At 66.6% G+C, this 23,812-nt stretch carries 25 protein-coding genes; 15 read left to right on the top strand and 10 right to left on the bottom strand.

What is annotated here, in order from left to right:
- A partial coding sequence (locus LWF15_RS11535) for an ACT domain-containing protein (RefSeq protein WP_269809958.1) occupies nucleotides 1–625 on the top strand: 625 nt, incomplete at its 5' end.
- Nucleotides 622–1,689: an aspartate-semialdehyde dehydrogenase gene (locus tag LWF15_RS11530; RefSeq protein ID WP_232810437.1), complete on the top strand. Its 1,068-nt coding sequence runs from the start codon at nucleotides 622–624 to the stop codon at nucleotides 1,687–1,689. The genes LWF15_RS11535 and LWF15_RS11530, both read left to right, overlap by 4 nt.
- A gap of 100 nt (nucleotides 1,690–1,789) precedes the next feature.
- On the opposite strand, the gene LWF15_RS11525 is transcribed toward LWF15_RS11530, so the two are convergent.
- Nucleotides 1,790–3,589: a S9 family peptidase gene (locus LWF15_RS11525; protein ID WP_232810436.1), complete on the bottom strand. Its 1,800-nt coding sequence runs from the start codon at nucleotides 3,587–3,589 to the stop codon at nucleotides 1,790–1,792.
- Nucleotides 3,590–3,922: 333 nt separating this feature from the next.
- Between LWF15_RS11525 and LWF15_RS11520 the strand changes: the two genes are divergently transcribed.
- A complete protein-coding gene (locus LWF15_RS11520; RefSeq protein WP_232810435.1) occupies nucleotides 3,923–4,570 on the top strand; it encodes a hypothetical protein in 648 nt (215 codons plus the stop codon).
- A gap of 133 nt (nucleotides 4,571–4,703) precedes the next feature.
- Here the strand turns inward: LWF15_RS11520 and LWF15_RS11515 are convergent, their stop codons facing one another.
- Together LWF15_RS11515 and LWF15_RS11510 are read right to left on the bottom strand one after the other, a co-directional pair.
- On the bottom strand, nucleotides 4,704–4,907 hold the full coding sequence (locus tag LWF15_RS11515; protein WP_232810434.1) for a DUF397 domain-containing protein: 204 nt from the start codon (nucleotides 4,905–4,907) through the stop codon (nucleotides 4,704–4,706).
- A complete protein-coding gene (locus LWF15_RS11510) occupies nucleotides 4,904–5,701 on the bottom strand; it encodes a helix-turn-helix domain-containing protein (RefSeq protein ID WP_232810447.1) in 798 nt (265 codons plus the stop codon). The genes LWF15_RS11515 and LWF15_RS11510 overlap by 4 nt, the downstream gene beginning before the upstream one ends.
- A gap of 209 nt (nucleotides 5,702–5,910) precedes the next feature.
- Between LWF15_RS11510 and LWF15_RS11505 the strand changes: the two genes are divergently transcribed.
- Nucleotides 5,911–6,249: a hypothetical protein gene (locus LWF15_RS11505; RefSeq protein ID WP_232810433.1), complete on the top strand. Its 339-nt coding sequence runs from the start codon at nucleotides 5,911–5,913 to the stop codon at nucleotides 6,247–6,249.
- Between the two features lie 179 nt (nucleotides 6,250–6,428).
- Nucleotides 6,429–6,578 carry a hypothetical protein gene (locus tag LWF15_RS11500; protein WP_232810432.1) on the top strand — a complete coding sequence of 50 codons (150 nt, stop codon included), beginning with the start codon at nucleotides 6,429–6,431 and terminating at the stop codon, nucleotides 6,576–6,578.
- 73 nt (nucleotides 6,579–6,651) lie between these two features.
- Here LWF15_RS11500 and LWF15_RS11495 read toward each other — a convergent pair whose 3' ends face one another.
- The 3 genes from LWF15_RS11495 to pabB form a co-directional block, all read right to left on the bottom strand.
- Nucleotides 6,652–6,939: a Dabb family protein gene (locus LWF15_RS11495; protein ID WP_232810431.1), complete on the bottom strand. Its 288-nt coding sequence runs from the start codon at nucleotides 6,937–6,939 to the stop codon at nucleotides 6,652–6,654.
- Nucleotides 6,940–7,055: 116 nt separating this feature from the next.
- Nucleotides 7,056–7,244, bottom strand: coding sequence for a DUF5302 domain-containing protein (locus LWF15_RS11490; protein WP_232810430.1), 189 nt, complete (start codon nucleotides 7,242–7,244; stop codon nucleotides 7,056–7,058).
- A gap of 91 nt (nucleotides 7,245–7,335) precedes the next feature.
- Nucleotides 7,336–9,429: an aminodeoxychorismate synthase component I gene (gene pabB, locus LWF15_RS11485; protein ID WP_232810429.1), complete on the bottom strand. Its 2,094-nt coding sequence runs from the start codon at nucleotides 9,427–9,429 to the stop codon at nucleotides 7,336–7,338.
- A gap of 325 nt (nucleotides 9,430–9,754) precedes the next feature.
- Here pabB and LWF15_RS11480 point away from each other — a divergent pair, with 325 nt between their 5' ends.
- A complete protein-coding gene (locus LWF15_RS11480) occupies nucleotides 9,755–11,308 on the top strand; it encodes a tyrosine-type recombinase/integrase (protein ID WP_232810428.1) in 1,554 nt (517 codons plus the stop codon).
- A 74-nt stretch (nucleotides 11,309–11,382) separates the two neighbouring features.
- On the opposite strand, the gene LWF15_RS11475 is transcribed toward LWF15_RS11480, so the two are convergent.
- The 4 genes from LWF15_RS11475 to LWF15_RS11460 all read right to left on the bottom strand — a co-directional run bounded on the left by LWF15_RS11475 (nucleotide 11,383) and on the right by LWF15_RS11460 (nucleotide 14,844).
- On the bottom strand, nucleotides 11,383–12,090 hold the full coding sequence (locus tag LWF15_RS11475; RefSeq protein WP_232810427.1) for a class I SAM-dependent methyltransferase: 708 nt from the start codon (nucleotides 12,088–12,090) through the stop codon (nucleotides 11,383–11,385).
- Nucleotides 12,091–12,440: 350 nt separating this feature from the next.
- Entirely contained in the window at nucleotides 12,441–13,400 is a 960-nt protein-coding gene (locus LWF15_RS37465) for a C40 family peptidase (protein WP_232810426.1), read from the bottom strand.
- A 164-nt stretch (nucleotides 13,401–13,564) separates the two neighbouring features.
- On the bottom strand, nucleotides 13,565–14,170 hold the full coding sequence (locus LWF15_RS11465; RefSeq protein ID WP_232810425.1) for a vitamin K epoxide reductase family protein: 606 nt from the start codon (nucleotides 14,168–14,170) through the stop codon (nucleotides 13,565–13,567).
- Complete coding sequence (locus LWF15_RS11460; protein WP_232810424.1) at nucleotides 14,167–14,844, bottom strand: DsbA family protein; 678 nt, start codon at nucleotides 14,842–14,844, stop codon at nucleotides 14,167–14,169. The genes LWF15_RS11465 and LWF15_RS11460 overlap by 4 nt, the downstream gene beginning before the upstream one ends.
- 106 nt (nucleotides 14,845–14,950) lie before the next feature.
- Between LWF15_RS11460 and LWF15_RS11455 the strand changes: the two genes are divergently transcribed.
- The 9 genes from LWF15_RS11455 to resB all read left to right on the top strand — a co-directional run bounded on the left by LWF15_RS11455 (nucleotide 14,951) and on the right by resB (nucleotide 23,812).
- The gene (locus tag LWF15_RS11455; RefSeq protein ID WP_232810423.1) at nucleotides 14,951–15,328 is read left to right on the top strand and encodes a BlaI/MecI/CopY family transcriptional regulator; all 378 of its coding nucleotides are present in this window, start codon (nucleotides 14,951–14,953) and stop codon (nucleotides 15,326–15,328) included.
- Entirely contained in the window at nucleotides 15,325–16,299 is a 975-nt protein-coding gene (locus LWF15_RS11450; protein ID WP_232810422.1) for a M56 family metallopeptidase, read from the top strand. The genes LWF15_RS11455 and LWF15_RS11450 overlap by 4 nt, the downstream gene beginning before the upstream one ends.
- Nucleotides 16,212–17,897 (top strand): apolipoprotein N-acyltransferase, encoded by a 1,686-nt coding sequence (lnt, locus tag LWF15_RS11445; protein ID WP_332879892.1) that lies wholly within the window; start codon nucleotides 16,212–16,214, stop codon nucleotides 17,895–17,897. The genes LWF15_RS11450 and lnt overlap by 88 nt, the downstream gene beginning before the upstream one ends.
- 32 nt (nucleotides 17,898–17,929) lie before the next feature.
- Complete coding sequence (locus LWF15_RS11440; RefSeq protein WP_232810420.1) at nucleotides 17,930–18,487, top strand: hypothetical protein; 558 nt, start codon at nucleotides 17,930–17,932, stop codon at nucleotides 18,485–18,487.
- Nucleotides 18,488–18,583: 96 nt separating this feature from the next.
- Nucleotides 18,584–19,498, top strand: coding sequence for a cation diffusion facilitator family transporter (locus LWF15_RS11435; protein ID WP_269810015.1), 915 nt, complete (start codon nucleotides 18,584–18,586; stop codon nucleotides 19,496–19,498).
- Nucleotides 19,499–19,537: 39 nt separating this feature from the next.
- On the top strand, nucleotides 19,538–19,753 hold the full coding sequence (locus LWF15_RS11430) for a hypothetical protein (RefSeq protein WP_232810418.1): 216 nt from the start codon (nucleotides 19,538–19,540) through the stop codon (nucleotides 19,751–19,753).
- Entirely contained in the window at nucleotides 19,750–21,702 is a 1,953-nt protein-coding gene (locus tag LWF15_RS11425) for a cytochrome c oxidase assembly protein (protein WP_232810417.1), read from the top strand. Before LWF15_RS11430 ends, LWF15_RS11425 begins: the two co-directional genes overlap by 4 nt.
- Nucleotides 21,699–22,274 (top strand): TlpA family protein disulfide reductase, encoded by a 576-nt coding sequence (locus LWF15_RS11420; RefSeq protein ID WP_232810416.1) that lies wholly within the window; start codon nucleotides 21,699–21,701, stop codon nucleotides 22,272–22,274. Before LWF15_RS11425 ends, LWF15_RS11420 begins: the two co-directional genes overlap by 4 nt.
- Before the next feature lie 59 nt (nucleotides 22,275–22,333).
- A complete protein-coding gene (gene resB, locus LWF15_RS11415; RefSeq protein WP_232810415.1) occupies nucleotides 22,334–23,812 on the top strand; it encodes a cytochrome c biogenesis protein ResB in 1,479 nt (492 codons plus the stop codon).

Here is a 23,812-nt window from a genome sequence, read left to right as displayed (position 1 = left end):
CGCCCGCCGCTTCAGCCTTCCGGTGCACGTCCGGTCGTCCTTCAGCCACCGCGAAGGCACCTGGGTCACCGACAAGCCCGTCGACACAACGCAAGGAGCAGTGGTGGAGCAGCCGATCATCTCCGGGGTCGCACACGACCGGAGCGAAGCGAAGATCACCGTGGTCGGGGTCCCGGACAAGCCGGGCAAGGCCGCCGAGATCTTCCAGGTGGTCGCCGCCGCCGAGATCAACCTCGACATGATCGTGCAGAACGTGTCGCAGGCCAGCAGTGGCCTCACCGACATCTCCTTCACGCTGCCCAAGACCGACGGCCAGACGGCGATGAACGCGCTCAACCGGGCCCAGGAGCAGATCGGCTTCGAGTCGCTGCGCTACGACGACCAGATCGGCAAGGTCTCGCTGATCGGCGCCGGGATGCGCAGCCACCCGGGGGTCTCCGCGCAGATGTTCGCCGCCCTGGCCGAGGCCGGGATCAACATCGAGATGATCAGCACCTCGGAGATCCGGCTCTCCCTGGTCACCCGGGCCGAGCGGCTGGACGACGCCGTTCGCGCCATTCACACCGCTTTCGGCCTCGACAGCACCGAGGGAGAGGCCGTGGTCTACGGAGGTACCGGACGATGAGCACCCGCAAGCCCACCCTCGCCGTCGTCGGCGCGACCGGTGCGGTCGGCACCGTCATGCTCGGCATCCTGTCCGAGCGGGAAGACATCTGGGGCGAGATCCGCCTGATCGCCTCGGCCCGCTCGGCCGGCAAGCTGCTCACCGTGCGCGGCGAGCAGGTCGCGGTCCAGGCGATCAGCCCGGAGGCCTTCGACGGCGTCGACATCGCCATGTTCGACGTGCCCGACGAGATCTCCGCCGAGTGGGCGCCGGTCGCCGTCGAGCGCGGCGCGATCGTGGTGGACAACTCCGGCGCCTTCCGGATGGACCCGGATGTGCCGCTGGTGGTGCCCGAGGTGAACCCGGAGGCGGCCGCCCAGCGCCCGCGGGGCATCATCTCCAACCCCAACTGCACCACGCTGACCATGATCGACGCCCTCGGTGCGCTGCACCGCCGGTGGCGCCTCACCGAGCTCGTGGTGGCCTCCTACCAGGCCGCCTCGGGCGCCGGTCAGCCCGGCATCGACCGCCTGCACGACGAGCTCGAGGTCGTGGCGAACGACCGTTCGCTCGGCTCGGTGGCCGGTGACGTGCGCAACGCCATCGCCGCCAAGCTGGGCGACGGCCCCTCGCCGTTCCCGGCCCCGCTGGCCCTGAACGTGGTGCCGTGGGCCGGTTCGGCCAAGGGTGAGGGCTGGAGCAGCGAAGAGCTGAAGGTCCGCAACGAGTCGCGCAAGATCCTCGGTATCCCCGACCTGAAGGTGTCCGCCACCTGCGTCCGGGTCCCGGTCGTCACCACGCACTCGCTCGCGGTGCACGCCACCTTCGCCGAGGAGATCACCGTCGCCGAGGCCCGTCAGGCCCTGGTCGAGGCGCCCAGCGTGGTCGTCGTGGACGACCCGGAGGGCAAGGAGTTCCCGACCCCGGCCGACACCGTCGGCGCCGACCCCACCTTCGTGGGCCGGCTGCGTCAGGCGCTCGACTTCCCCAACACGCTCGACCTGTTCGTCACCGGCGACAACCTGCGTAAGGGGGCCGCGCTCAACACGGCCCAGATCGCCGAGCTGATCGCGCGCGACCTGTAACAGCCAGAAAGCACTGAGGGCCGGTACCCGGAGGTACCGGCCCTCAGTGCTTTTCAAGAGCCCTGATTGAAGACGATTGTGAGCCTCGGGTTCTCGTGGCTCACGCGTTCAGATGCCGCTTCACGAAGTCGATCTCGGCCCGCACCTGGCGCACCCGCTCGTCGTCCACCAGTGACCCGTGCCCGGCGTCGTAGCGGTACACCTCGTGCTCGGCCCCCCGTTCGGCCAGTACCGCCACGTAGTTCTCGATCTGCCGGATCGGGCAGCGCGGGTCGTTCTCGCCGGCCAGGACCAGCACTGGGGCCACCACCCGGTCGGCGTAGGTGATCGGGCTGGAGTCGCGGTACTTGTCCGGCACCTCCTCCGGCGAACCGCCGAACAACGAGCGGTCGAACGCCTTCAGCGCCTCCATCTCGTCCTCGTAGGCCGCCAGGTAGTCGGCCACCGGCACCCCGGCCACCCCCACCGCCCACCGGTCCGGGTACAGGCCCAGCCCGAGCAGCGTCAGGTAGCCGCCCCACGAGGCCCCGGCCAGCACCACCTGGTCCGGCGCGGCGATCCCGGTCTCCACCAGGTGGTCGCGCACCGCCACCACGTCTTCCAGCTCGATGTGGCCGACGCGCTTCTCCAGCGCGTCCCGCCACTGGGACCCGTAGCCGGTGGAACCCCGATAGTTCACCTGCAGCAAGGCAAAGCCGTGATCGACCCAGGCGCTGGGGTAGGCGCGGAAGTAGTCGCCGTCGTGCGCAGTGGGCCCGCCGTGGATGTCGATGACCATGGGCAGGGGCCCGGTCGCCGACGTGGGGCGGCGCAGCAGCGCGTGGATGCGACCGCCGGGGCCCTCCACCCAGACGTCCTCGATGGTGACCGAGGGCGGGGCGGGCTCACCGGGCGGCGCCAGCACCATCTCGCCCTCCAGGTCACGCACGGCGGCGGGCTGCGCGGCGGACGACCACAGCGCCCAGACCTTCCCGTCCGGCCGGGTGGTCGCCTCCAGCACCGTGCCGTCGGAAGGCCCGGCCGGCTGCGTGCTCAGGTCGATCAGGCTGAAGGTGTAGAGCCGGGTGCGCGCCTGGTGGTCCACGCTGATCAGCAGCGTCGCCGCGTCGCGGAACCACTGCGCCTGCGAGATCTCGCCCGGCACATCGAGATTCACCTCGACCTCGAGGCCGGACTGCACGTCCCAGATCAGCAGCTCGCCCCGGCCCCGGCGCTCGTGCAGCACCAGCAGCCGCGGGTCACCGGCCAAGGGGGCGAAACCCAGTGGCTCCAGGCTCTTTCCGGGGCCGTCCCAGAGATCGGCCACGGTCGAACCGTCCGCCACCCGGAGCACCCGAAGGGCCGTGTGCCGGGAATCGCCGTGCTCGCTGTGCGCGATCGCGACCAGCGTCCCGTCCTCACTGAGCCCACCCACCCCGGCGTCCTCTTCGTGCTCGTACAGCAGACGCAGCGCCTTCCCCTTCTCCTGCACCTGGATCCGGGTGCCGTAGCCGTCGTCGTTCTGCCCGATCACCGCCAGTTCGTCGGGGCCCAGGGCGAGACCGGCCGAATAGGACGGCGCCAGGCCGGGAACCGCCACCTCGTCGGATCCCGGTGCGCTGCCGAACGGCTGCCGGCGCCAGATCCCGTGCTCGTTGCCCGCGGCGTCGTCGAACCACCAGATCCACTCGCCGGACGGATCGATCTCACCGAGCGCGGTGCCCTCCCGGCGCGAGGTCAGCTGGACCAGCGGACCGCCCGGCTGCCAGCTGTGCATCTCCAGGACGCCCTGGTGGGTGGCCACCACCGAGCACCGTTCCGGGGCCTCGACGGCCCAGTCCGGCAGCCCGATCCGGCCCGCCCGGAAACGGCGTTCCCAGGCGGGGAGTGGAGTGTTCAGCGGAGGATTCGGCGCGGTCATGCCGAGATCCTTGCACGCAGGCCGCGAGCAGGCGGGCTTCCCGGGCGGGTGTCCGCCGGTCCTGCTGCCTATTTGGGAGGCACTCCGCCGCAGTGGTTCGAGGCCCACCACGGCGGAGCGCCATGATGGTCATATCGGCAGGGGAGGGCCGGTCTTGAAGAGAACCGAGGCCCCTTCTGCGGGCGATCCGCCCCACCGGCCGCCCTTGAGCGGGGCCGAGAGCGTCGGCAATGCTGGGCACGCACGACCGGCAGCACGACCGACGGCGACCGGCCACGTTCTGAACCAGGGCGGTGGGCCGGCAGCAGCCGGCACGAGCGAGAGGCGGACGCGATGGGGAACGACGAGGCCGAAGGTGCCGACGCGGTGCAGCGCGAGGCTGAGGTGGGTGGTGCGGCCAAGGGAGCGGGAGGCAGCGCGGTTGAGGGAGCGGGGAGCATGGATGCGGTGGAGGGGGTGAAGCGCAGCGCCGGTGTGAGCGACGCGGCCGGGGTAGCCGGTAGTGCAGGTGTCACCCACAGCGCGGGGGTAGCGGGGAGCGCCGGCGTCACCCGCAGCTCTGGCGTGGCGGGCAGCACGGGTGTTTCGGGCAGCGCCGGAGTGGCCGGCAGCACCGGAGTATCGGGTTCCGCCGGCGTCTCCGGCAGCGCCGCAGTAGCGGGCGCGGCCGGGGTGGCCGGAAGTGTGGCCGTGGCGGGCAGCGCGGGCGTGGCGGGCAGCATTGCGGTGAGCGGCAGTGCCGGGGTGGCGGGCAGCATCGGCGCCAGCGGCAGCGTCGGCGTGCTGATGAGCGTGGCCACCCTGCTCGGGATCGGCATCCACCGCTGCATCGGCACGTTCGCCTGCGTCGGTTGCCGCAACTGTGTGGGGTGCGCGTTCTGCATCGGCTGCCGAGACTGCGTCGGCTGCGCCTTCTGCATCGGCAAGGTGGGGCTGCGCGGCGTCAACGGTCTGCCCCGCAGCAAGAAGTTCGACAAGTAGGTCGCCCGCCCGGCTACCTCCTGTGATCACCAGAGGTGCAGCAGGAGTGCGGTGTTCGAGGTTTCGGACGGGGGCGGAACGGGTAGTGCCGGAGGGTGGGGCCCCACCCTCCGGCCGACCGGTTCTGGACTGCTCAGCCGCTCAGGCCGTCGAGCTCGCCGCTCTTGGCCGCTTCGACCCAGGCCGAGAACTCACCCGGGCTGAACCGCAGGGTCGGGCCCGCACCGCGCGCCTTGGTGTCGCGCACCTCGACGCTCGGCCCACTTCGCCGCATCTCCACGCACTGACTTCCGCCGCCGCTGGCCTGAGCCTTGATCCAAGGGGTCTGTGTACTCATGTCGGGTACTCCTCGAGTCGGACGGACATCTGCATGAGCCTTGCCCAGACGTTCCGGTACGCGCGGAGCTTGTTTTCCTTTTCCAGGTACCGGGCGTCTGTCTGCGACTCCAGATAGACCACGTCGGTGTCCGGTTCGGAGAATTCGAGCAGGGTGAAGGGCCCACTGCGTAAACCCGGGTGTGCCCCGGCGGACCAGGGCAGTATCCGAACCTCGATGTTGGCCTTTTCCTCGGTCAGTTCACGAAGATAGCGCATTTGCCCGGCCATCACCGAGGGGGAACCCATGATCCGGTGCAGCGCCGATTCCCCGAACACGGCGGTGATCGACAGGGGCGAGCGGCCGCCGAAAGCACTGTCCATTCTCGCCCTGCGTAATCCCGCCGCCCGATTCCGGCCGGCCTCGTCCATTCCTTCACCCAAGGTGATGCTCTCGTGGTACGAAGCGGTCTGCAGCAGTCCGTGAATCAACTCCGCGTCATAGGTGTACAGCGCCGAGGCGGCCTGCTCGAGGTCCAGATAGAGCCCGAAACCGGGCAGCAGCAGGTCGTTGAAGTCTTCCCAGATGTTTTCCTGGTCGGCCTTACCGGCCAGGTCGGTGAGCCGGTCGGTGGTGATCTCGTCGACGCCGTACATGAAGCACAGGGCGCGGACGTCGGCGTACTTGTAGGGGCCTTTCCCGGCCTCCATCCGCCAGATCTTCTGCCGGGAACCCACCGACCGCACGTCCTCGGGTTTCTTTCCGGCCTTTTCCCGCAGTCTCCGGAGTTGCCGGCCCAGCGACCGGCGTCCCATCCCCGACCCACCACTCATGGCCGGGAGTGTTTCACCGCCGGGATTCGACGGGCGAGTAGCAAACCGGGCGTATCGAATGACGTCACACTCAGGCCGTCACAAAACGTTACGTTGAAGTGGGGGCGATGATCGGTCGATGGTAAGGATTGGCGGGGGGAGCCCGGTGCGCTGTTTGCATCGGTCAATGCCAATGACGGGGGTTCACACCCATGCAGACGCAAGCGGCTCGGAAAGGCGAAAGACCCGGAACCGGGGAGTGGGTCGGCAGGATCGAGGTCGATCTGCGCAATGCCCGGGACTGGTCGATCGGAATACTCGAACTGGAATTGGCTCCGGAAACGGTGACCGCCCGGTTCGGTTCCCGCGCTCTGGCGGTGATCGATCGCGAGCAGTTGCGGGAATGGGTCATCCATCCCCGCGGCACCCGACTCGCGGTGGACGACCTGGTCTGGTCCGCCCAGTACGGCTCCACCTACGTGGCCATCGGCTGCACCACGGAGTACCGGCTGGGCGACTCGTCGGTCCGCGAACTCACGGCGGTGGTCTGATGGCCACCTCGACCCGTCCGGCGGCGAATCCGGAGGCGTCATCGTCCACAGGACCGCGGCAACCAGGGCAGCGAAACCAGCCTGAGTGGCCGGGGCAACCCCAGCAGCGGGAACGACCCCGACGGTCCGGGGAACCCGGCGGCCACCGCCTAGATGCAGGGCCGGTCGACCATCGGCCCGTGGGGGGCTTCTGCGCGTGCTGCGGCACGGTCTACCCGTGCGCAACGGCGCGCCGACAGGCCGGCGACCAGCCGCTGGTCCGGGAGTTCCTGGCCCCGCTGAGCAGGCTGGCCCGGTTACGTGACGAGGGCGGGCCGGCCCAGCCCTGAGAAGTCATCGGTGCAGGCCCGGGCGGTACGTACGGTCACCCAGAACGTCCCGGCCCGGGCCTGAACCATGGCCTCAGAACTCGATCTGGATCCGGGCGATCTCTTCCGACAGCGGCCCGAAGATCTCCCGGCGCAGCCGGTTGTGCTCCTCGTCCTCGTCGTACGCCCGGTAGGCAGCCACGTCGGCGAAGTCGGCGGTGATCGTGAAGTCCCAGTTGCCCGCGCGCAGCCCCGCGTCGCGGCCCACCTTCACGTCGGTCATGCCCTCGATCTTCAGCCCGACGATGCCGGCCAGGCCCTCGTCGAGCCGGTCGGCGTCGGCCCCGGGCTTGAGCCGGCCCATCACGACGTTGCGAATCATCCGGTTCTCCCGTTCGGCGGTCTCGGACGGGGATCGTAACGCGTGCCTCACAGCGCCCGGCAGACGAAAGCGCCGCCTGCGGGGCGAACCCCGTAGACGGCGCCGGGCCGACGAGCCTACGAACCGGACTTGCGCCGGAACATCTGCTGCGCCCCAGAGGTCTCGGCGCCGTGGGATCCACCCACCTTGCCGTTGCCCTGGTGCTCGCCTCGGTGCAGCCCGCCGTTGGCGTGCTTGCGCTCCAGGGCCTCGCGGAACTTGCGCTTGGTGTCAGAGCTGACCTGGTTGTCATTGTCAGACGTCATGAAGACTCTCCTTCGAGGTCGGCGTCCATTCCCCGCCCGCTCAGGGTGACAGGACGCCCGGCAGCGCGCCAGCGGGTTTCCGTCGGGCAGCCTACTGGGGGCGTTCGTCGCCGGGCACGGCGTTGACCGCGCCCAGCACCGCAGCCGCCTTGAGCCGGACCTCGCTCCACTCCTGCTCCGGATCGGACAGCACCGTGATGGCCCCGCCCGCCCCCACGCTCACCTTCCCGTCCGCGTGCACCAGGGTGCGGATCACAATGCTCAGGTCGGCCGTGCCGTTCACCCCGAAGTAGCCGATGGCACCGGAGTAGACCCCTCGCGCCGTCCCCTCCAGCTCGCGCAGGATGCGCATCGTGCGCACCTTCGGAGCGCCGGTCATCGAGCCGCCCGGGAAGGCCGCGCGCACACAGTCCACGGCAGTACGGCCTGCGGCCAGGTCGCCCTCGACGGTCGAGACCAGTTGGTGCACGGTGCTGTACGTTTCGACATGCATCAGGCGGGGAACCACTACGGAACCCGGTCTGCACACCCGTCCGAGGTCGTTGCGCAGCAGATCCACGATCATCAGATTCTCCGCACGTTCCTTCGGATCACCCTCGAGTTCGACCGCCAGAGAACGGTCTTCGTCAGGATCGGAACTGCGTCGGCGGGTTCCCTTGATCGGCTTGGCGCTGACCCGGCCCGAGCGGTCGATCCGCAGAAAGCGCTCGGGCGACGACGAAGAGACGCAGAAGTCGCCGAAGTCCAAAAAAGCCGCGTAAGGAGCGGGATTCAGCTGCCGCAACTGCCGGTAGACGGCGAAAGGCGATGCTGTGGAAGCAACCTCGAACCGTGTGGTGAGGCAGGCTTCGTAGGTTTCGCCCGCTTCGAGGAAGCCACGGACGACGGCGATGTCCTTCAGGTACTGGGCCCGCCCTCGCGTCGGGTGGGCGACGGCCCGAGGCTGCTCGTCGAGGGCAGGCAGATGCCGGCCGGGCAGGCTCCTGATCAGTTCGGTGGTGCTCTCGATCCATGCGGAAGTGGCGGCGGCCGGGTGGCCGGGTAGGTCGAGAGCGAGCATATGGACGTCGTTGCGCACGTGGTCGAGCACGACCACTCGGTCTGCGAAGAGAAGGGCGGCGGGTGGCTGGGGGGATCGGTAAGGGCTCGAGGTCGCGGGGTCGGCCGGGCACTCGTAGCCGAGACAGCCCACGTAGCCGCCGGTGAAGTCGAACGGCAGATCTTCGTCCCCGGAGATGCTGAGTGAGTTCAGCCGCGTGCGTAGATACTCGAAAAGATCGGCGTGCAGCAGGCGTTCGCCGGTGGCATCGCCGATCCGGAGCGTGTCCTCGTCCACCTGGGTGACGCTCTCGTGCAGCGGTCCGCCCGGCCCGCAGACCAGGTAGGAGAACCGGCCCGAGTCCGGTCCGGCCTTCGCACTGTCCAGCCAGACGGCCGGAAAGTTCTGCCCGCTGCGCAGTTCGGCGAACAGCAGTTCGGCATCGACCGGGCCGGGGATGCGGCGGGTGGTCAGCCGCAACCGAGTTGGCTCCTCGTCCATTGGTGTAAGCTCTTTTTCGGCAACCACGGCCGGGCCTCGCCGCGGCGTGAGATCCCGGAAGTTCTCGATGATCTGCCGGCCGGGCCCGGTAAGGATCGACTCGGGGTGGAACTGGACGCCGAAGAGCGGAGCGTCGGTGGCCTCCAGCGCCATCACCGTGCCGTCCTCGGCCCAGGCCGTCGCCCGCAGACCGTTCGGCAAGGGCTCGGGCACGGCCAGCGAGTGGTACCGCACTGCCTCGAAGTCCTGAGGAATGCCGGCCAGCAGCCCGCCCTCATGACGAACCCGGCTGAGCTGGCCGTGCATCACGCGCGGCGCGGGCCGGGTCCGGCCTCCGTAGGCCACGGCAAGGCCCTGGTGCCCCAGGCAGATGCCCAGCAGGGGCAGTTGCTCGGCCCGGGCCCAGGCAATGGCTGCGGCCGAGAGGCCGAAGTCGTCCGGGTGCTCCGGACGCCCCGGACCGGGGGAGATGACGATGTTGTCGAAGCCTGCCTGCCCGACGATCTCGGCCCAGTCGGCCTCGTCGTTGCGTACCACCGTAGGCGCAACCCCGTTCGCCACGGCCAGCAACTGGAAGAGGTTGTAGGTGTAGGAGTCGTAGTTGTCCACAAGCAACGTCCGGACCGGTCTGTCATCGGCCGTCATCGCCGTACTCCTCGAATGGGGGGACCCGGTGGTTCGCCGACCGGACAGAGGCGGCAAACGCCCGAGAGGCCGGTCCAGCTTTCGCTGAACCGGCCTCTCGACCTTACTGCACCGTCGGGGTGACAGGATTTGAACCTGCGGCCTCTTCGTCCCGAACGATCCGGTCAGCTGCAAAGCCCATGATCGCATGGTATCCATGATCTAGGCATATTCGCAGGTCAGAGTGGGTTTCTGGTCCATGTTGGAGTTTGTTCGGGTGTCATGGAGAGTGGTGCTCGTCCGGTAAATACCGGACCCGCACCGGACGGATGATCTTGGAGCCAGGATGGCGAAATCGAGCAACTCGACCAAGGCAAGCCCCACCCGCAAGCGTGGACCTGAAGCCGTCTCGAAGCGCCGTCCCGTGCGCCTTGAGGCGAAGCGGCTCGTCCGTCGCCACGGCTACAGCCGCAAGCGCCGTTACGGCAAGCGACTGCGCTGGACGGCTCTCTACCTGGTCGCCGAGCCGAATACCTACTTCTCGGCCGGCACCTATGACACCAAGGCCGAGGCAGACACTGCGTGGCAGGAGAAACTGTCGCAACTGCGCGGCGGCCTCATCAGCGACCCGCGGAAGGGGCGCATGCCCTTCGAGATCTACGCCGAGATCTACCTGGGGCTGATGGGGCACCAGAAGGTCGGTACCAAGCGTGGGTACCGCGGGCAGGTCCGGAACCAGATCGTGCCGGCGTTCCGGGGTCTGGCGCTGGAGGCGGTTGACTACGAGCAGGTATCTCGCTGGGTCACTGATCTGCGTGATGCTGGTTATGCGGCCAGCACGATCCGCACCTACAAGAGCCTTCTCTCCGGGATGCTCGCGCAGGCTGTGAGGCTTGGCTGGATACCCGCCAATCCGGCGGTTCAGGTCAAAACTCCCAAAGAAAAGCCTCGCCGAATCAAGGCAGCTAACGGCGAGGACATCTCCGCAATTATGGCGGGCCTGCCTGGTCCAATCTCCAGCATGCTCGTCTATCTGGCACTCCAGACAGGATGCCGATGGGGCGAGATCAGCGAGCTGCGTGGTCAGGATGTCTTGGTCAATCCAGACGATCCTGACTGCGACTACTTGTGGCTCCAGCGGGCGGTTGTCGATGCAGGTATCGAGGACAACCCACTTCAGGACGGCAGCAGGTACTACGTCGAAGATACCGTGAAAGGTGGGAAAGACCGCAAGATCGGCCTCTCAACCCCGTTGAGCCGTCGGTTGCGCCAGTACATTCGAGCTCAGGACATCGACCCCGAAGATCTGTTGTTTCCTCTTTCTAAGCTTCAAATCGAGCTGCGCGAAGCCAACCCTGAGAGTGTTCCCTTAGTAGTGGCAATACCCGACGATCTGGGGCGTACTGTGCCGAATGCTGCGGGACGCACCTATGCCCACGGAACCTTGAGCGCCTACAACGCCGGCGGATGCAAGTGCGAGTGGTGTCGCCGGGCTTTTGCGGAGTACCGAGCTCGACGCCGTGCAGCTGGCAAGCCGGACCGGCCCGAGCAGTTGGCTCGCAAGAAGCCGCACGCCGTCAATACCAGCGATCACATTCCCGACGACTGGTTCCGGAGCAACATCTGGCAGGTCGCCCTAGGTGAAGCCAGCCTGAGCCGCAAGTTGACTTTTCACGATCTCCGCCACACGCATGCGACGTGGCTCGCTCGAAGTGAGCGGATCAGCGTTCAGGAGTTGATGGAGCGCATGGGTCATGCCTCCTTGGAGACCACGCAGCGGTACATCGATGAAGCGGACATCGTGACGACAGAAGCGGCGGACGTCATTGACGACATGCTCGCAGGAGCGAAACCGCAACGCCGACGTTTACGAGGAATCGCTGGCTCTGCCATCGCCTGACTGCTATATGACTGGATCCTTACGGCGTGATTTTGCCGTCAAGAATGGGCACGACCCGAAAATGGGCCACGGGATCATTTCTTGTGGCGACGCTGAAAGATGAGAACGGCGTTGTCATTCTCCGGAGGTAGTACGAGCTTGGCCAGGTCGGGCCGGTGGGCTTGGTCAAAGCTCTGCTGGGTACGGTACGTGGTCCAGTCTCCAGTCTCGGACTCGTGCTGGGAGCCGATCGTGATGTAGGTCTGGACACTCGGTGTGGCGAAGATCTGGCGTTCGAAAAGGTTGGCGGGGGGCGTCCATGAAGTGATGACTACTTCTGGTTCGCGAGTTCTTAAGGCCTTTGAGGCGCTCTGGCGAATCACAGTGGAGGGGTAGTCGATGCTGTCGGCCCAGCTGTAATCGTCAGTGGCGACGATGTCGACTCCACGCTCGGACAGGAACCGTGACAAAGTGCCGTCCCCAGCTCCGATTTCCAAGCATCGGCGGCCGTCGATCAGGCGGGTCAAGCGGGTGATCAAAGACGCGGAGTAGAAGCAGTAGATGCCCTTCGGCCGGACCAGGGGCATCAGCAGATTCCGCTGGGACAGCAGGCGCCAGATAATCCGGAAGCGGGCGATTGAGACCGGCTTACGATCCAGCCCGTCGCGAAAGAGTAGGTGCTGCATCAACGTTCCGTTGTAGCGATTGAAGCGGATCTTGCCGCTTGCGACACCCGTACTGGCGGCGAGGTTCGCTTGATTCACTGCCTCCAGAGTCATCTGCTGTCGGATCAGAGTTGACACCCGGGACACCGCGGACGGTTGATGGTCTGGGGTGGGTCTGGCGGGTATGGCGAGTCCGATCAAGTATTGACGAACGGCCGCGGCATCATTACGGGCAACAAGTTTGGCCACGCTCTGCTCAACCTGAGCCCATTCCTCGGGAAACGAGCGCCTCATTTCGGTGAGCGAAGGCCGCTCGCGTAGCCATGCCTGAACCTCGGCGGGTTCACGAGGTGGGCGGCGGCCCTTTCCTCCGTGGGCTCCGGGGTGCGTTCTCACCCATGGAACTTCGGCGTGTCGTACCGTTCACTGAACCGTGCATCGCAGCCGCTCTGCGGTCCGTCGACGCACGGTTCAGCTGTCCGCTTGGGTCAGGCCAGGCGGACTGCGGCGGTGGGGGTGGCCCAGAGCTTGGAGACCTTGACTACGTCGCCGCTGGAGGGAGCGTTGACCATCATGTTGTCGCCGAGGTAGATGCCGACGTGGCTGATCGGGGAGTAGAAGAAAACGAGATCGCCTGGTTGTAGTTGCGAGTTGCTGATCGACGTTCCGTAGGTGGCCTGCATGCGCGAACTGTGAGGCAGGGAGATGCCAGCCGCTTCGTAGGCGCGCATGGTCAGGCCGCTGCAGTCGTAGCTGTCGGGGCCGGTGGCAGCCCAGACGTAGGCGTCCCCGACCTCGCCGCAGGCGAACTCGATAGCTTTCTTGGCGGCGGTCGAGGGAGCGTTGACGGCCTTGCCTTGGCATGAGGCGGAACTGCCGGCCCCGCCAGAGGGCAGGTTGGCGCCCTCGCCGCTGTTCTCGACGGTTGCCCGGTCTGCAGCTTCGAGCGTGCGGAGTTCGGCTTCGGCGGCAGCCAGACGCTGTTCGGCCCGTTCCTTGGCCTTGCGCATGGTGTCACGCTTGGCCTGGCTGTCGGCCGTCTGTTTCTGCATCGTCTTCTGGGTGTCGAGAAGGTTCTGCTGGACCTTCTCTAGGTCAGCGAGGGCGCTGGCCTGACGGTCAGAGAGAGAAGGCAGGTAGCCGGACTGGGCCAGCAGGGTTTTCGGGTCGTCGGACAGGAGTAGTTCCAGCGTGGAAAGTTCGCCCTTGCGGTAGCTCTCGGCGGCGAGGAGGCCGACTTGTTCCTTGACGTCGGCCAGGTTTTGCTCCTGTTCCTTGTACTGCTTGCGAGCCTGTTTCAGCTTGACTCGGGTGGACTTGAGCTTCTCCCGGGTCTCAACGTAGTCCTCGGCCGCTTGGGACGCGTCCTGGCGAAGTTTCTCGACCTTCTTCCGCACGTCGTCGACCGACGGGTTCGGGGCCGCGATCGCGGTGGGGGAAGCAAGCACCGCTGCTCCGGCTAGAGCCAGGAGGATCACGGTGGTGCCTCGGCGGCGGGTTCGCTTAGTCCTGAGGGGGTTGTGTCGCAAGGCGCTAGCTCTCCGTTTCTGGCGCCCGCACAGCCGATGATGCGGCTGTTAACGGTTCTTGGACAAGGGAATTGCGCTTCGGACTACTGCAGCAGCGTTGACCAGTACGTCCAGAACCGGTTCAGCGCAAGGCCGATCACGAACAGGAAGAGCACCGTCAGGACGAGTGCGTGCCAGGAAGCGAGTGAGCGCGTCACAGAGCTGGCTGCCGGCGCTCGGCCGAGAACTCCGGTCAGCAGGTTGCGCCGGGTTACGTACAGGGCCAGCGGTAATACGACGGCCCACACGGCCATGCAGTAAGGGCATAGAGCCCCAATGCGGTAAAGACTCTGGAAGATCAGCCAGCCCACGAAAACCAGTCCCGCCAACACGCCGGCTTGAAGGCCCAGCCAGTACCAGCGGGCTAGACGGGCTCCGGCGAGCACAGCGGCGCCGGTGGCCATCACCATGGGAAACAGGGCGACACCGATGATCGGGTTCGGGAAACCGAACAAGGCGGCCTGATCCGTGCGCATGATCGACCCGCAGTTCAGCACCGGATTGATACTGCAAGACGGCACGTACGAGTCATCTTTGAGAAGCTCGATCCGCTCCAGCAGCAACACGAAGGCTGCCACAGTCCCTACCGCGCCGCTGATCAGCAGCAGCCAGGCCAGAGGGCGGTCAGAGGTGTGCGCCCGGTCGGTCATTGGGCCGCGGCCAGGGCCTCATCGAGGGCCTTCGTGAAGTCCTCGGTGGACTCGGGCTGGAACAACTCGCCGTTGATGAAGAAGGTCGGAGTACCCTGCACCCCGAGCGCCAGACCCTCGTCGACGTCCTTCTGGATGCGGTCGGCTACCTCGGCGGAAGCGTAGTCGGAGTCGAAGGCGGCAAGGTCCAGACCGAGTTCCTCGGCGAAGGAGCGGAACAGTTCGGGGCGTGGTTCCCTGCCCTCGCCCCAAGAGGTCTGAGTCTCGTACATCTTCTGGTACATCTGCTCGAACTTGCCCTGCCGCGCTGCCGCTTCCACGGCCTGCGCTGCGGGCCGGGCATTCACATGAGAGTCGATCGGAAAATACCTGGCAGCGAACGTCACTCGCCCCGCGTACTGCTCACGCAACTGCTCCACGAACGGATATGCAGCCCCACAGGCCTCGCACTCAAAGTCCAGGAACTCCACGAAGGTCACCCCCGAGGAACCCTGCTCTCCGAGGATGTGCGTGTCCTCACGCAGAGCCTGGGCCGCGCTCGTCGTGCCCTCGGCAGCGGTGCCGTCAGCTGTCGCGTCCTCTCTGTTTCCCAGGAGCAGGACAGTGGTAATCAGGGCGAAGGCGACGATGACGGCGAGAGGGATGGCGGTCTGGGGACGGATCCGGGCAGGCATGGCAACACTCCGCAAGACGATCTACTAAGGCGGATAGTAGGAACGTTGCCTACCATCTACTATTCAGGTTCGTAGATACAAGTCCAGCAGGAAGAGGTGGGCGCAAGTGAGGCGCCTGGGTGCCCTTGAGGCCAGCGTGATGGAAGAACTCTGGGTGGCCCACGGGCCTCTGGCCGTGCGTGACGTGCTGGATCGGCTGCAACACGACCGTGCCATCGCTTACACCACGGTGCTGACGGTGCTGGACAATCTGCACGGCAAGGGTTTGGTTGCCCGGGCCAAGCATGGGCGGGCCTACCGGTACACGGCCACGCTGTCGCGGGAGGAACACACCGCAGGGTTGCTGGACGACGTGCTCGCCGGTGATCCGAACCGTGGCGCTGCCCTGCTGCATTTCGTGGAGCATCTGTCCGAGGACGATGTGGCCGAGCTCAAGGCGGCGATCGCCGCACTCGACCAGGCTGACCGTGAGGGACAGGGATGACCGCCCCGCTGACCCTGATGCTCTTCGCGTTCCTGTCGGCGCATGCCGGCAGTCGGGTGCTGCGCCGCGCCCGCTGGCCGCTGAGCACCCCCTGGGCAGGCATCACTGCATGGCTGCTGCTGGGGATCTCGACAGCCTCGGCCCTGCTGCTCGCGCTGCTCAGTTTGGCGCTCCCGCTACCCGGCCCGCGCGACGTTCTCGCTCGACTGGCGGGCCTGCACGTTCAAGAGGTCGCCGAGCACTACCTGACGCCGGCCGGACTCCCCCTGACCGTCCTCGCCGCCATCGGTGCCATTGCGTTGATCGCACGCTTCGGCTGGCTGGCGGGCCGGGCCGGGCGCAGGCAGCGCCGCCTGCTGACCGAGCATCTCGACACGCTCACCCTGGTAGCTCGTCCAGATCCAGGCGGCTACCTCGTCCTTGATCATCCAGCGCCGGTGGCCTACTGCCTTCCTGGCTCCGGGACGATCGTCGTCAGTGCTGGGGCGCGTGCCCGGCTCACTGAGCGCCAACTCGCCTTAGTTCTACGGCACGAGCGAGCTCATCTGAACCTGCATCACCACCTGCCCTTGAGCCTGGCACGGATCCTGGAGGAGACCTTCCGGCTTCCTGGTCTTCCCTTGTTCGCCGAGATCTCGCGCCAGGTTGCCGCGCTGAGCGAGATGCAGGCCGACGACAGCGCTCGCACGCCGGCCGAGCGTCGTGACCTGGCGCGGGCGCTGATTATCCTGGGAACTGGGCGGGCGCCTGCACCAGCCTTAGCTGCCGGGAGTACCGCGGTATCCGCTCGGATCCGGCGACTGGCCGCGCCTTCTGCGCAGTCACCTCCGGACCGGCCCTACGTGAAACTCGCCCTGGCCGCCTTCTGCCTGCTGGCCATCCCATGGACGCTGGCGCTCGGCCCAGCAGCCGAGGCCAGCCTGCGCAGTTGCTGCCAACCGCTGGGCAAGATCTCCCGCGCCGCGCCGTGAGCCGCATGGCAGCCGGACGCCTTGCGCTGGCAGCAGCGTCTGGCCTTGCGCTCTACCTGGCCTTCCCCGGCTTCGACCTGTGGCTGCTCGCCCCTGTCGGCGTGGCCGGCCTGGCGATCGCCGCCCGCGGCGTCAGCGCCAGGTTCGGCGCGCTGCTGGGCTTCGTCTTCGGCCTGGTCTTCTTCCTGCGCCTGATCCCCTGGATCGGCATCTTCGTCGGCGCCTTCCCCTGGATCGCCCTGAGCGTCACCGAAGCGCTCTATCTCGCCGCCATGGGTGCCCTGATGCCCCGCCTTTGGCAGGTGCGCGGTGGCCTTGCCGGGTTGCTCCTGACCTCAGGTGGTCTCTGGGTGGCACAGGAGGCGGTGCGCGGTCGCTGGCCGTTCGGCGGTTTCCCCTGGGGCCGGCTGGCCTTTTCACAGTCCGACGCCCCGACCGCTCCACTGGCCTCGATCGGCGGAGCGCCCCTGGTCTCCTTCGTCGTCGCGGTGGTGGGCACCCTGCTGGCCTGGGCCGTGGTGAAGATCTGGCAGACCCGCGCGGCGCCGCTCCCGGCCCTGGGCCTGCTAGCCGCGCTGGCCGTGATGGCGGTGGGTGCGCTCATCCCACTGCCCGGTGCGAACGAGGGCGACACCATGACTCGGGTCGCCGCTGTCCAGGGCAACGTCCCGCGCATCGGCCTGGATTTCAACGCTCAGCGCCGGGCCGTGCTGGACAACCACGTGCAAGCCACGCTCGACCTGGCCGCACGCGTCGCTGCCGGCCAGGCCGAGCAGCCCGACGTGGTGCTCTGGCCCGAGAACGCCAGCGACATCGACCCGTACATCAACGCCGACGCCGCGGCCGAGATCAGCCGGGCCACCGACGCGATCGGCGTCCCGGTCCTGATCGGTGCGGTGGTACAAGGACCGGGCGAGAACGTCTCCAACACCGCGATCGTCTGGCGCCCTGGCGAGGGCGCCGGCACCGGGCTGGACAGCGTCTATGTGAAAAGGCATCCAGCACCGTTCGCCGAGTACATCCCTTATCGCGATTTCTTCCGGAAGTTCAGCAAACAGGTTGATCTGGTCAAACGCGACTTCATCTCCGGCGATGACCTGCGAGAGAATCCGGTAGGGGTCATGCGGATGGGCCAGGGCGACCAGGTCAGGGTTGGCGACGTGATCTGTTTCGAGGTCGCCTACGACGGACTTGTGCGCGACAACGTCCGCCAGGGCGCCAACTTGCTGGCCGTCCAGACCAACAACGCTACCTTCGGCTACACCGATGAAAGTGTCCAGCAACTTGCGCAGTCCCGGCTACGGGCTATCGAGTCCGGTCGCACCGTGGTCAATATCAGTAACGTCGGGGTCAGCGGCATCGTTCTTCCCGACGGGAAGGTGGCGGAACGCTCTGGGCACTACACCCAGGAAGTCCTCGAGGCGACAGTCCCACTGCGCAGCAGGCAGACGATTGCGACCCGGGTCGGTGCCTGGCCGGAATGGATACTGATGTCCCTCGCCGTCATCCTGCTCATATCGTCGGTCCCTGGCTCACGTTCGCGTCGATCGCCTCAGTCTCCTGGCCACACGGCACCGGTATCGGGTGGCGTCCAATGACGGTCCCAGCGAGCGAGGGCTACGATTCACGTGTGCCGAGAGCCGAGCGTCCCCGAAATGCGCTCTCGCACGCCAACGCCATGGCGCCAGCCGCGCTGGCGCTGTTCGTGGCCGGGCAGTTGTGCCTGGCCCGCCTCACCTCTCCAGTCGACGGCCTGCTGATCGCCCTCTTGACCGTGCTCGCTCTAGCCTTGGTCACGGACCGACGAGGTGGGAAATTCCTGCTGGAGGCGGTTACGGTCGCTTTCGCGCAGTTCGCCCTGCACCACGGTCTTGCTGCATCGTCAGGTGGGCAGGTCGCTCCTGCGTCAGGGCCTTTCGTGATCGACTGGCATCTGGACGACGTCCTGCTCGTATCCGGCAGGATCGCCGTCACCGTGCTGGTTGTGCTGACGCTGCGCCTGATCGAGCGGGGACTGAGGCGTTTCGTCCCTCAGCTGGCTCCGCGGATGATCTGTCTGCTCTTCGGCGTTCGCCAGCGGGTCTCATTCCTGACCCGGTTCGTCCGTGCGCTGGAGGACAGAAGCCGGACCATGTACCGGCGCGGCCCGCCACGTCGTGAGCCGGTCCGGTACACAGTCCTCACCTGAACTTTGCGCCCCGCGGGCGCAGTCGGTGCGTGGATGTCTCCGGCCAGAAGCTGTCTCGCCATCAGGGCATCGCGCAGAAGACATCCGGAGACACCCATGGGACATGGTCACGGGCACGGGCACACCGCAGGTAATACGGGTTCCAGCGGTCTGAAGCACCGCACACCACTGCTGATCGCTTTCGGGCTCACTGCCGCGTTCATGCTGGTTGAGCTGGTCGCGGGTATTGCCCTGGGGTCCCTGGCGCTGATGTCGGACGCCGCGCACATGGGCACGGACGTCTTGGGGCTAGGCATGGCGCTGGCGGCGATCACCCTGGCCGCCCGCCCAGCCACCTCGCAGCGCACCTACGGCACCTATCGGCTGGAGGTGCTGGCAGCCTTGGCCAACGGGCTTCTGCTGTTCGGCGTGGCCGGCTACGTGTTGTTTGAGGCCTACCGGCGCATCAGCGAACCCCCAGAGGTGCCGGGCGCACCGCTCCTGGTCGTGGCTGTCATCGGGCTGGTCGTGAACCTGATCAGTTTCCGCCTGCTGAGTGCGGGGTCGAAGGAGAGCATCAACCTGCGGGGTGCCTACCTTGAGGTTCTCGGCGACATGCTCGGCTCGGTCGGTGTCATCGTCGCTGCGATCGTCATCTGGACCACGGGATGGCGCTACGCCGACCCGGTGACCGGAGTCGCGATCGGCCTGTTCATCCTGCCCCGCACCTGGACCTTGATGTCCCAGGCACTGCGCATCCTGATGGAGATCGCCCCCAAAGGTCTGGACGTCGACCAGGTCCGCGCTCGGCTGCTGGAGTTGGAGGGCGTGGATGACGTTCACGACCTGCACATCTGGACGGTGACCTCCGGGATGGAGGCCGCCACCGGCCATGTGGTCCTTGCTGAGGACGCGGACCTGCATGCGGTGCTGGATCGGGTGACGGGTCTGCTGGCGCAGGATTACGGCGTCACCCACGCCACCATCCAGTGCGAGCCGGCTGGGCACCGCGACCAGATCAATCCCATCTAACTTTCTGATCCATTTCGTGCCGCGCCGGTATCCGGCGCGGTGAAAGGCATTGCCTTGTCTACTTTCACGCTCATTGCTGTGATCTGGATGGCGGTAGCGCTGTCCGCGCCCGTTCTGATGTTCCTCATCCTTGGCCGGCTCAAGGCTCGCGCTCGAGCTGCGGAGGCCGCCCGCCAGGCCGAGGCCGCCAGACCTGCGGCCGAGGTGGCGACGCGGGCCGGCGAGGAAGCCGACGCGGCTCAGGCCGGATCATGACCGGCCAGCTGAATCGCCTCGGGATCGTCCTCTTGCTCGGTTCGGTACCTGTCACCGGTGTGCTGCTGTTGTTCCTGGCGGGAGAGCTTGAAGCATCACCGACTGGACTGGGCGATCCTGGGGCCCTGACTGTCTGGGTCACCCCGGTCGCTCAGGCGGCCCGCGACATCTCATCGGCATTGACCGTCGGTGCGCTGGTCGTGGCCGCCTGCGTCCTACCCTCGAACGATCGTGAAACCGGAGATCTTCAGCGTCGCCTCATGCGCTGGGCGATCTGGACTGGCGGCGCCTGGTTCGTCTCCAGTGTGACAGTGCTGCTGATGAACTACTCGCAGGTCGCCGGAGCATCGCTCTTCACCCCTGGAACATCGGAGCAGGTGCGATTCTTCGTGCTGAACTTCGAGATTGGACGCTGGCTACTGACAGCTGTCCTGCTGAGTGGTGTGGTGTTCACACTTACTGCCCTTGCCACCCGGGTCACCACTGTCGGCTTGGCCGCGCTGGCCGGGATCGGGGCACTGCTGCCGCTCGCCTTCGTCGGGCACAGTGCAACCTCGACTGATCACGGCCTCGCCGTGGACGCCCAGATGGGCCACCTGGTCGGCGTGGCGGTGTGGACCGGCGGGCTTGCCGCCCTGGTCGTGGTGCGAAAGCATCTCGGCGAAGCGCTACCCGTTGCCGTGCAGAGGTTCTCGGTACTGTCGGGTTGGTGCTTCGGGTTGAGCGCACTGGCCGGGATCGTCAGCGCGTGGGCGCGGATCGGCTCCTGGGAAGGGCTGCTCAGCTTCTACGGGGCGCTACTACTGGCGAAAATCGTTCTTCTGGTTCTTCTCGGAGCCGCTGGCTGGTACCACCGACGGCGAATCCTCCCCCAAGTGGCTGATCCGAAAGCCTTCTGGCGGATCGTGCTGGGCGAAATACTCGTGATCGCCCTGGCCACCGGGACAGCAGTCGCCTTAGGGCGGGTCTCACCGGGCGGTGCCGGTGCTGCTGAGGACTTGAACGACTCCCTGCTCGGGTATCCGATGCCGCCCCCACTGGATGCTGCAGCCTGGTTCACCACCTGGCGGGCCGACATCCTGTGGGGATCACTGTCGGTGCTGGCCGTGTTCTGGTACCTGCGCTCCGTGGCCCGGCTTCGCCGTCGGGGCGACAAGTGGCCTGTGGGCCGGACACTGGCCTGGTTGATCGGTTGCGTGCTGGCGTTCGTCGCAGTTAACGGAAGCCCCGGAGCCTACGGCTCGGTGTTGTTCAGCATGCACATGATCCAGCACATGACGATCGCCATGGCCGTGCCTGCGTTCCTGGTCCTCGGAGCACCCGTGACACTCGCCCTGCGGACGCTGCCGGTTCGGCGGGACGGAAGCCGCGGTCCGCGCGAATGGCTCCTGCTGATGGTGCATTCGCGTTACGCCCGGTTCATGGCGCATCCCTTGGTGGCGCCGGTCAACCTGGTCGGCTCGCTGGTCGTCTTCTACAACACACCGCTGTTCGAACTGTCCGTGCGCACCCATTCGGGTCACCTGGTCATGATGGCCCACTTCATCCTCGGCGGGTATCTCTTCGCGAACATGATCTGCGGCATCGACCCCGGACCCAGCCGGCCGCCGTACCCGTTCCGGATCATCATTTTCATGGCCACCTTCGGCCTGCACTCCCTGTTCATCGTCTCGATGATGGGCAGCACCGAGATCCTTGCCCAGGAATGGTTCTCCGTCCTCGATCGATCCTGGGGCCCATCACTGGAGGACGACCAGCAACGGGGCTGGCAGCTGGCCTGGGCACTGGGCGACTACCCCTTGGGGCTCCTGGCCACCGCTCTGATCGCCGGATGGATCGCCTCCGACGCGCGAGAGGCACGCCGCCACGACCGTCAAGCCGACCGCGACGGAGAAGCAACCCTCAACGCCTACAACGCATACCTACAAAAGCTCGGAGGACGCCGGTGAACGTCTCACGGCGCATGATGCTTTCTCTCGGAGGCATCGTCGGGACCGGTGCGCTCACCTACTGGACCCTGACACCCGACTCGACTACAGCGTCCACAAGTTCATCGATGGAAGCTGGGGCAGTCGCCGAGATCCCCGTCGCGGAGAGAGGCGAACCGATTGAGCTGAGCGGCACCGCTCTGACCGGAGAAGCCATCGACCTGAGCGAGCGCCGGGGCAGCGTCGTTGTGCTCAACGTCTGGGCATCATGGTGTCCACCCTGCCGGGTCGAAGCGCCGATCCTGGCCCGTGCGGCCAGCGATTTCACGAAGGACGGCGTCGTGTTCCTGGGCATCAACGTCCGGGACAACCCCGCCTCGGCGAAGGCATTCGAGGAGCGCCAGAACATCGGCTATCCAAGCCTGGACGACAGCGGCGGACAAGCGATCATGCGCCTGTCTCAGTACGTCCCGGCCTCGGCGATCCCGGTTACGTTGATCCTGGACCAGCAAGGACGCGTAGCGGCCCGGGTGTTGGGCCCGGTGACTGAGGCGACATTGCGGAGTTTGATCGAGTCGGCGATTGCAGCGTGAGCGGGCCACGCCTGGGGCTGATCGGGTGGTTGCGCTGGGGGTGGCGGACCCTCACATCGATGCGGACAGCGCTGATTCTGCTGAGCCTGCTGGCCCTGACCGCGATTCCCGGTTCAGTCTTGCCGCAGCGTGGGGTCTCCAGCGATCCGGCCCAGGTGACGATCTTCCGGCAGGACCATCCCGGCTGGTACCCGGTTCTGGACGCGTTGTGGTTGTTCGACGTCTACTCCTCGCCCTGGTTCGCGGCCGTGTACATCCTTCTGCTGATTTCCATGACCGGCTGCGTGATCCCGCGGGCATTGAAGTTGTGGCGTGCCGTGATGGAAAAGCCGCCCCGGCCCCCGCAGAACATTGAACGGCAGCACGGGTACCGGCGTATCGAGACGCCGCTCACGGTGCCGGAGGCGCAGGCCCGGCTGGCAGAAGAACTGCGCGGGAGGCGGTTCCGGCTGCGGAGTGAACCCGGGGGCCTGACCGGCGAAGCCGGTTACACCCGAGAGTTCGGCAATCTCCTCTTTCACCTGTCCCTGTTGTTGTTGCTATATGGCGTCGCGCTGGGAAAGCTCAACGGCTTCGAATCGACTGTCATCGTGGCCGAAGGGGCTCAGTTCTCGAACACCCGCTCGCAGTACGACAGTTTCGCTCCGGGGGCGTTGTTCAGCGACGAACGGATGACGCAGTTCAGCCTGAACCTGAAGTCGCTGGAGGCCGAGTTCGAGGCCGAGGGCCAGGACCGGGGAAGCCCGCGGCAGTTCCGGGCCGATGTCGAGGCGAACCTGCCCGATGGAAGCTCCCGATCGCAGGTCATTCAGGTCAACCAGCCGATGACCATCGACGGGACCAAGGTCTTCCTGACCGGCAACGGATATGCGCCTCGCTTCACCGTGCGCGACGGCCGGGGGCAGGTTGTCTTCCAGGGACCAGCAGTCTTCCTGCCACTGGATGGCAACATGACCTCCGAGGGCGTGATCAAGGTGCCCGACGCCCTGCCCGAACAGCTCGCCTTCGAAGGGCTTTTCCTCCCCACCGCCACTATCGACCCCCAGACCGGTCCGACCTCAAGCTTTCCCGGACCACTGGACCCACGAGCCCTGCTGACCGTCTTCACCGGTGACCTCGGACTCGACAGCGGCGTCCCACAGTCCGTCTACACCCTGCTCAAGGACGACCTGACTCAACTGCGTGAGGGCAAGGAACCACTGGCCATGGCGCTCACAGTGGGCCAGACCGCGACGTTGCCCGAAGGACGCGGAAGCATCACCCTCGACGGCGTCTCGCGCTTCGCGAACTTCCAGGTCGCCTCGGACCCCGGCAAAGAACTCGCCCTTATCGCCGGCCTGCTCCTGCTGACCGGCCTCACCATCTCCCTGGCCGTCCGTCGCCGCCGGATCTGGATCCGGCTCGCGCCCGCAGACGACGGCAGTGCCATCGTCGAGCTCGCCGCGCTCGCCCTGACCCGGCGCGGGCTGCCCGACGGCGAGCTCGACCGCATCGCCAGCCTGTTGGACGCCAAGAACGAGCTAGCACAACAGAAATGA

It is taken from the genome of Kineosporia rhizophila (genome assembly GCF_021277265.1).
Taxonomy (GTDB): Bacteria; Actinomycetota; Actinomycetes; order Actinomycetales; family Kineosporiaceae; genus Kineosporia; species Kineosporia rhizophila.
This window is presented reverse-complemented; position numbering and strand designations above follow the sequence as displayed.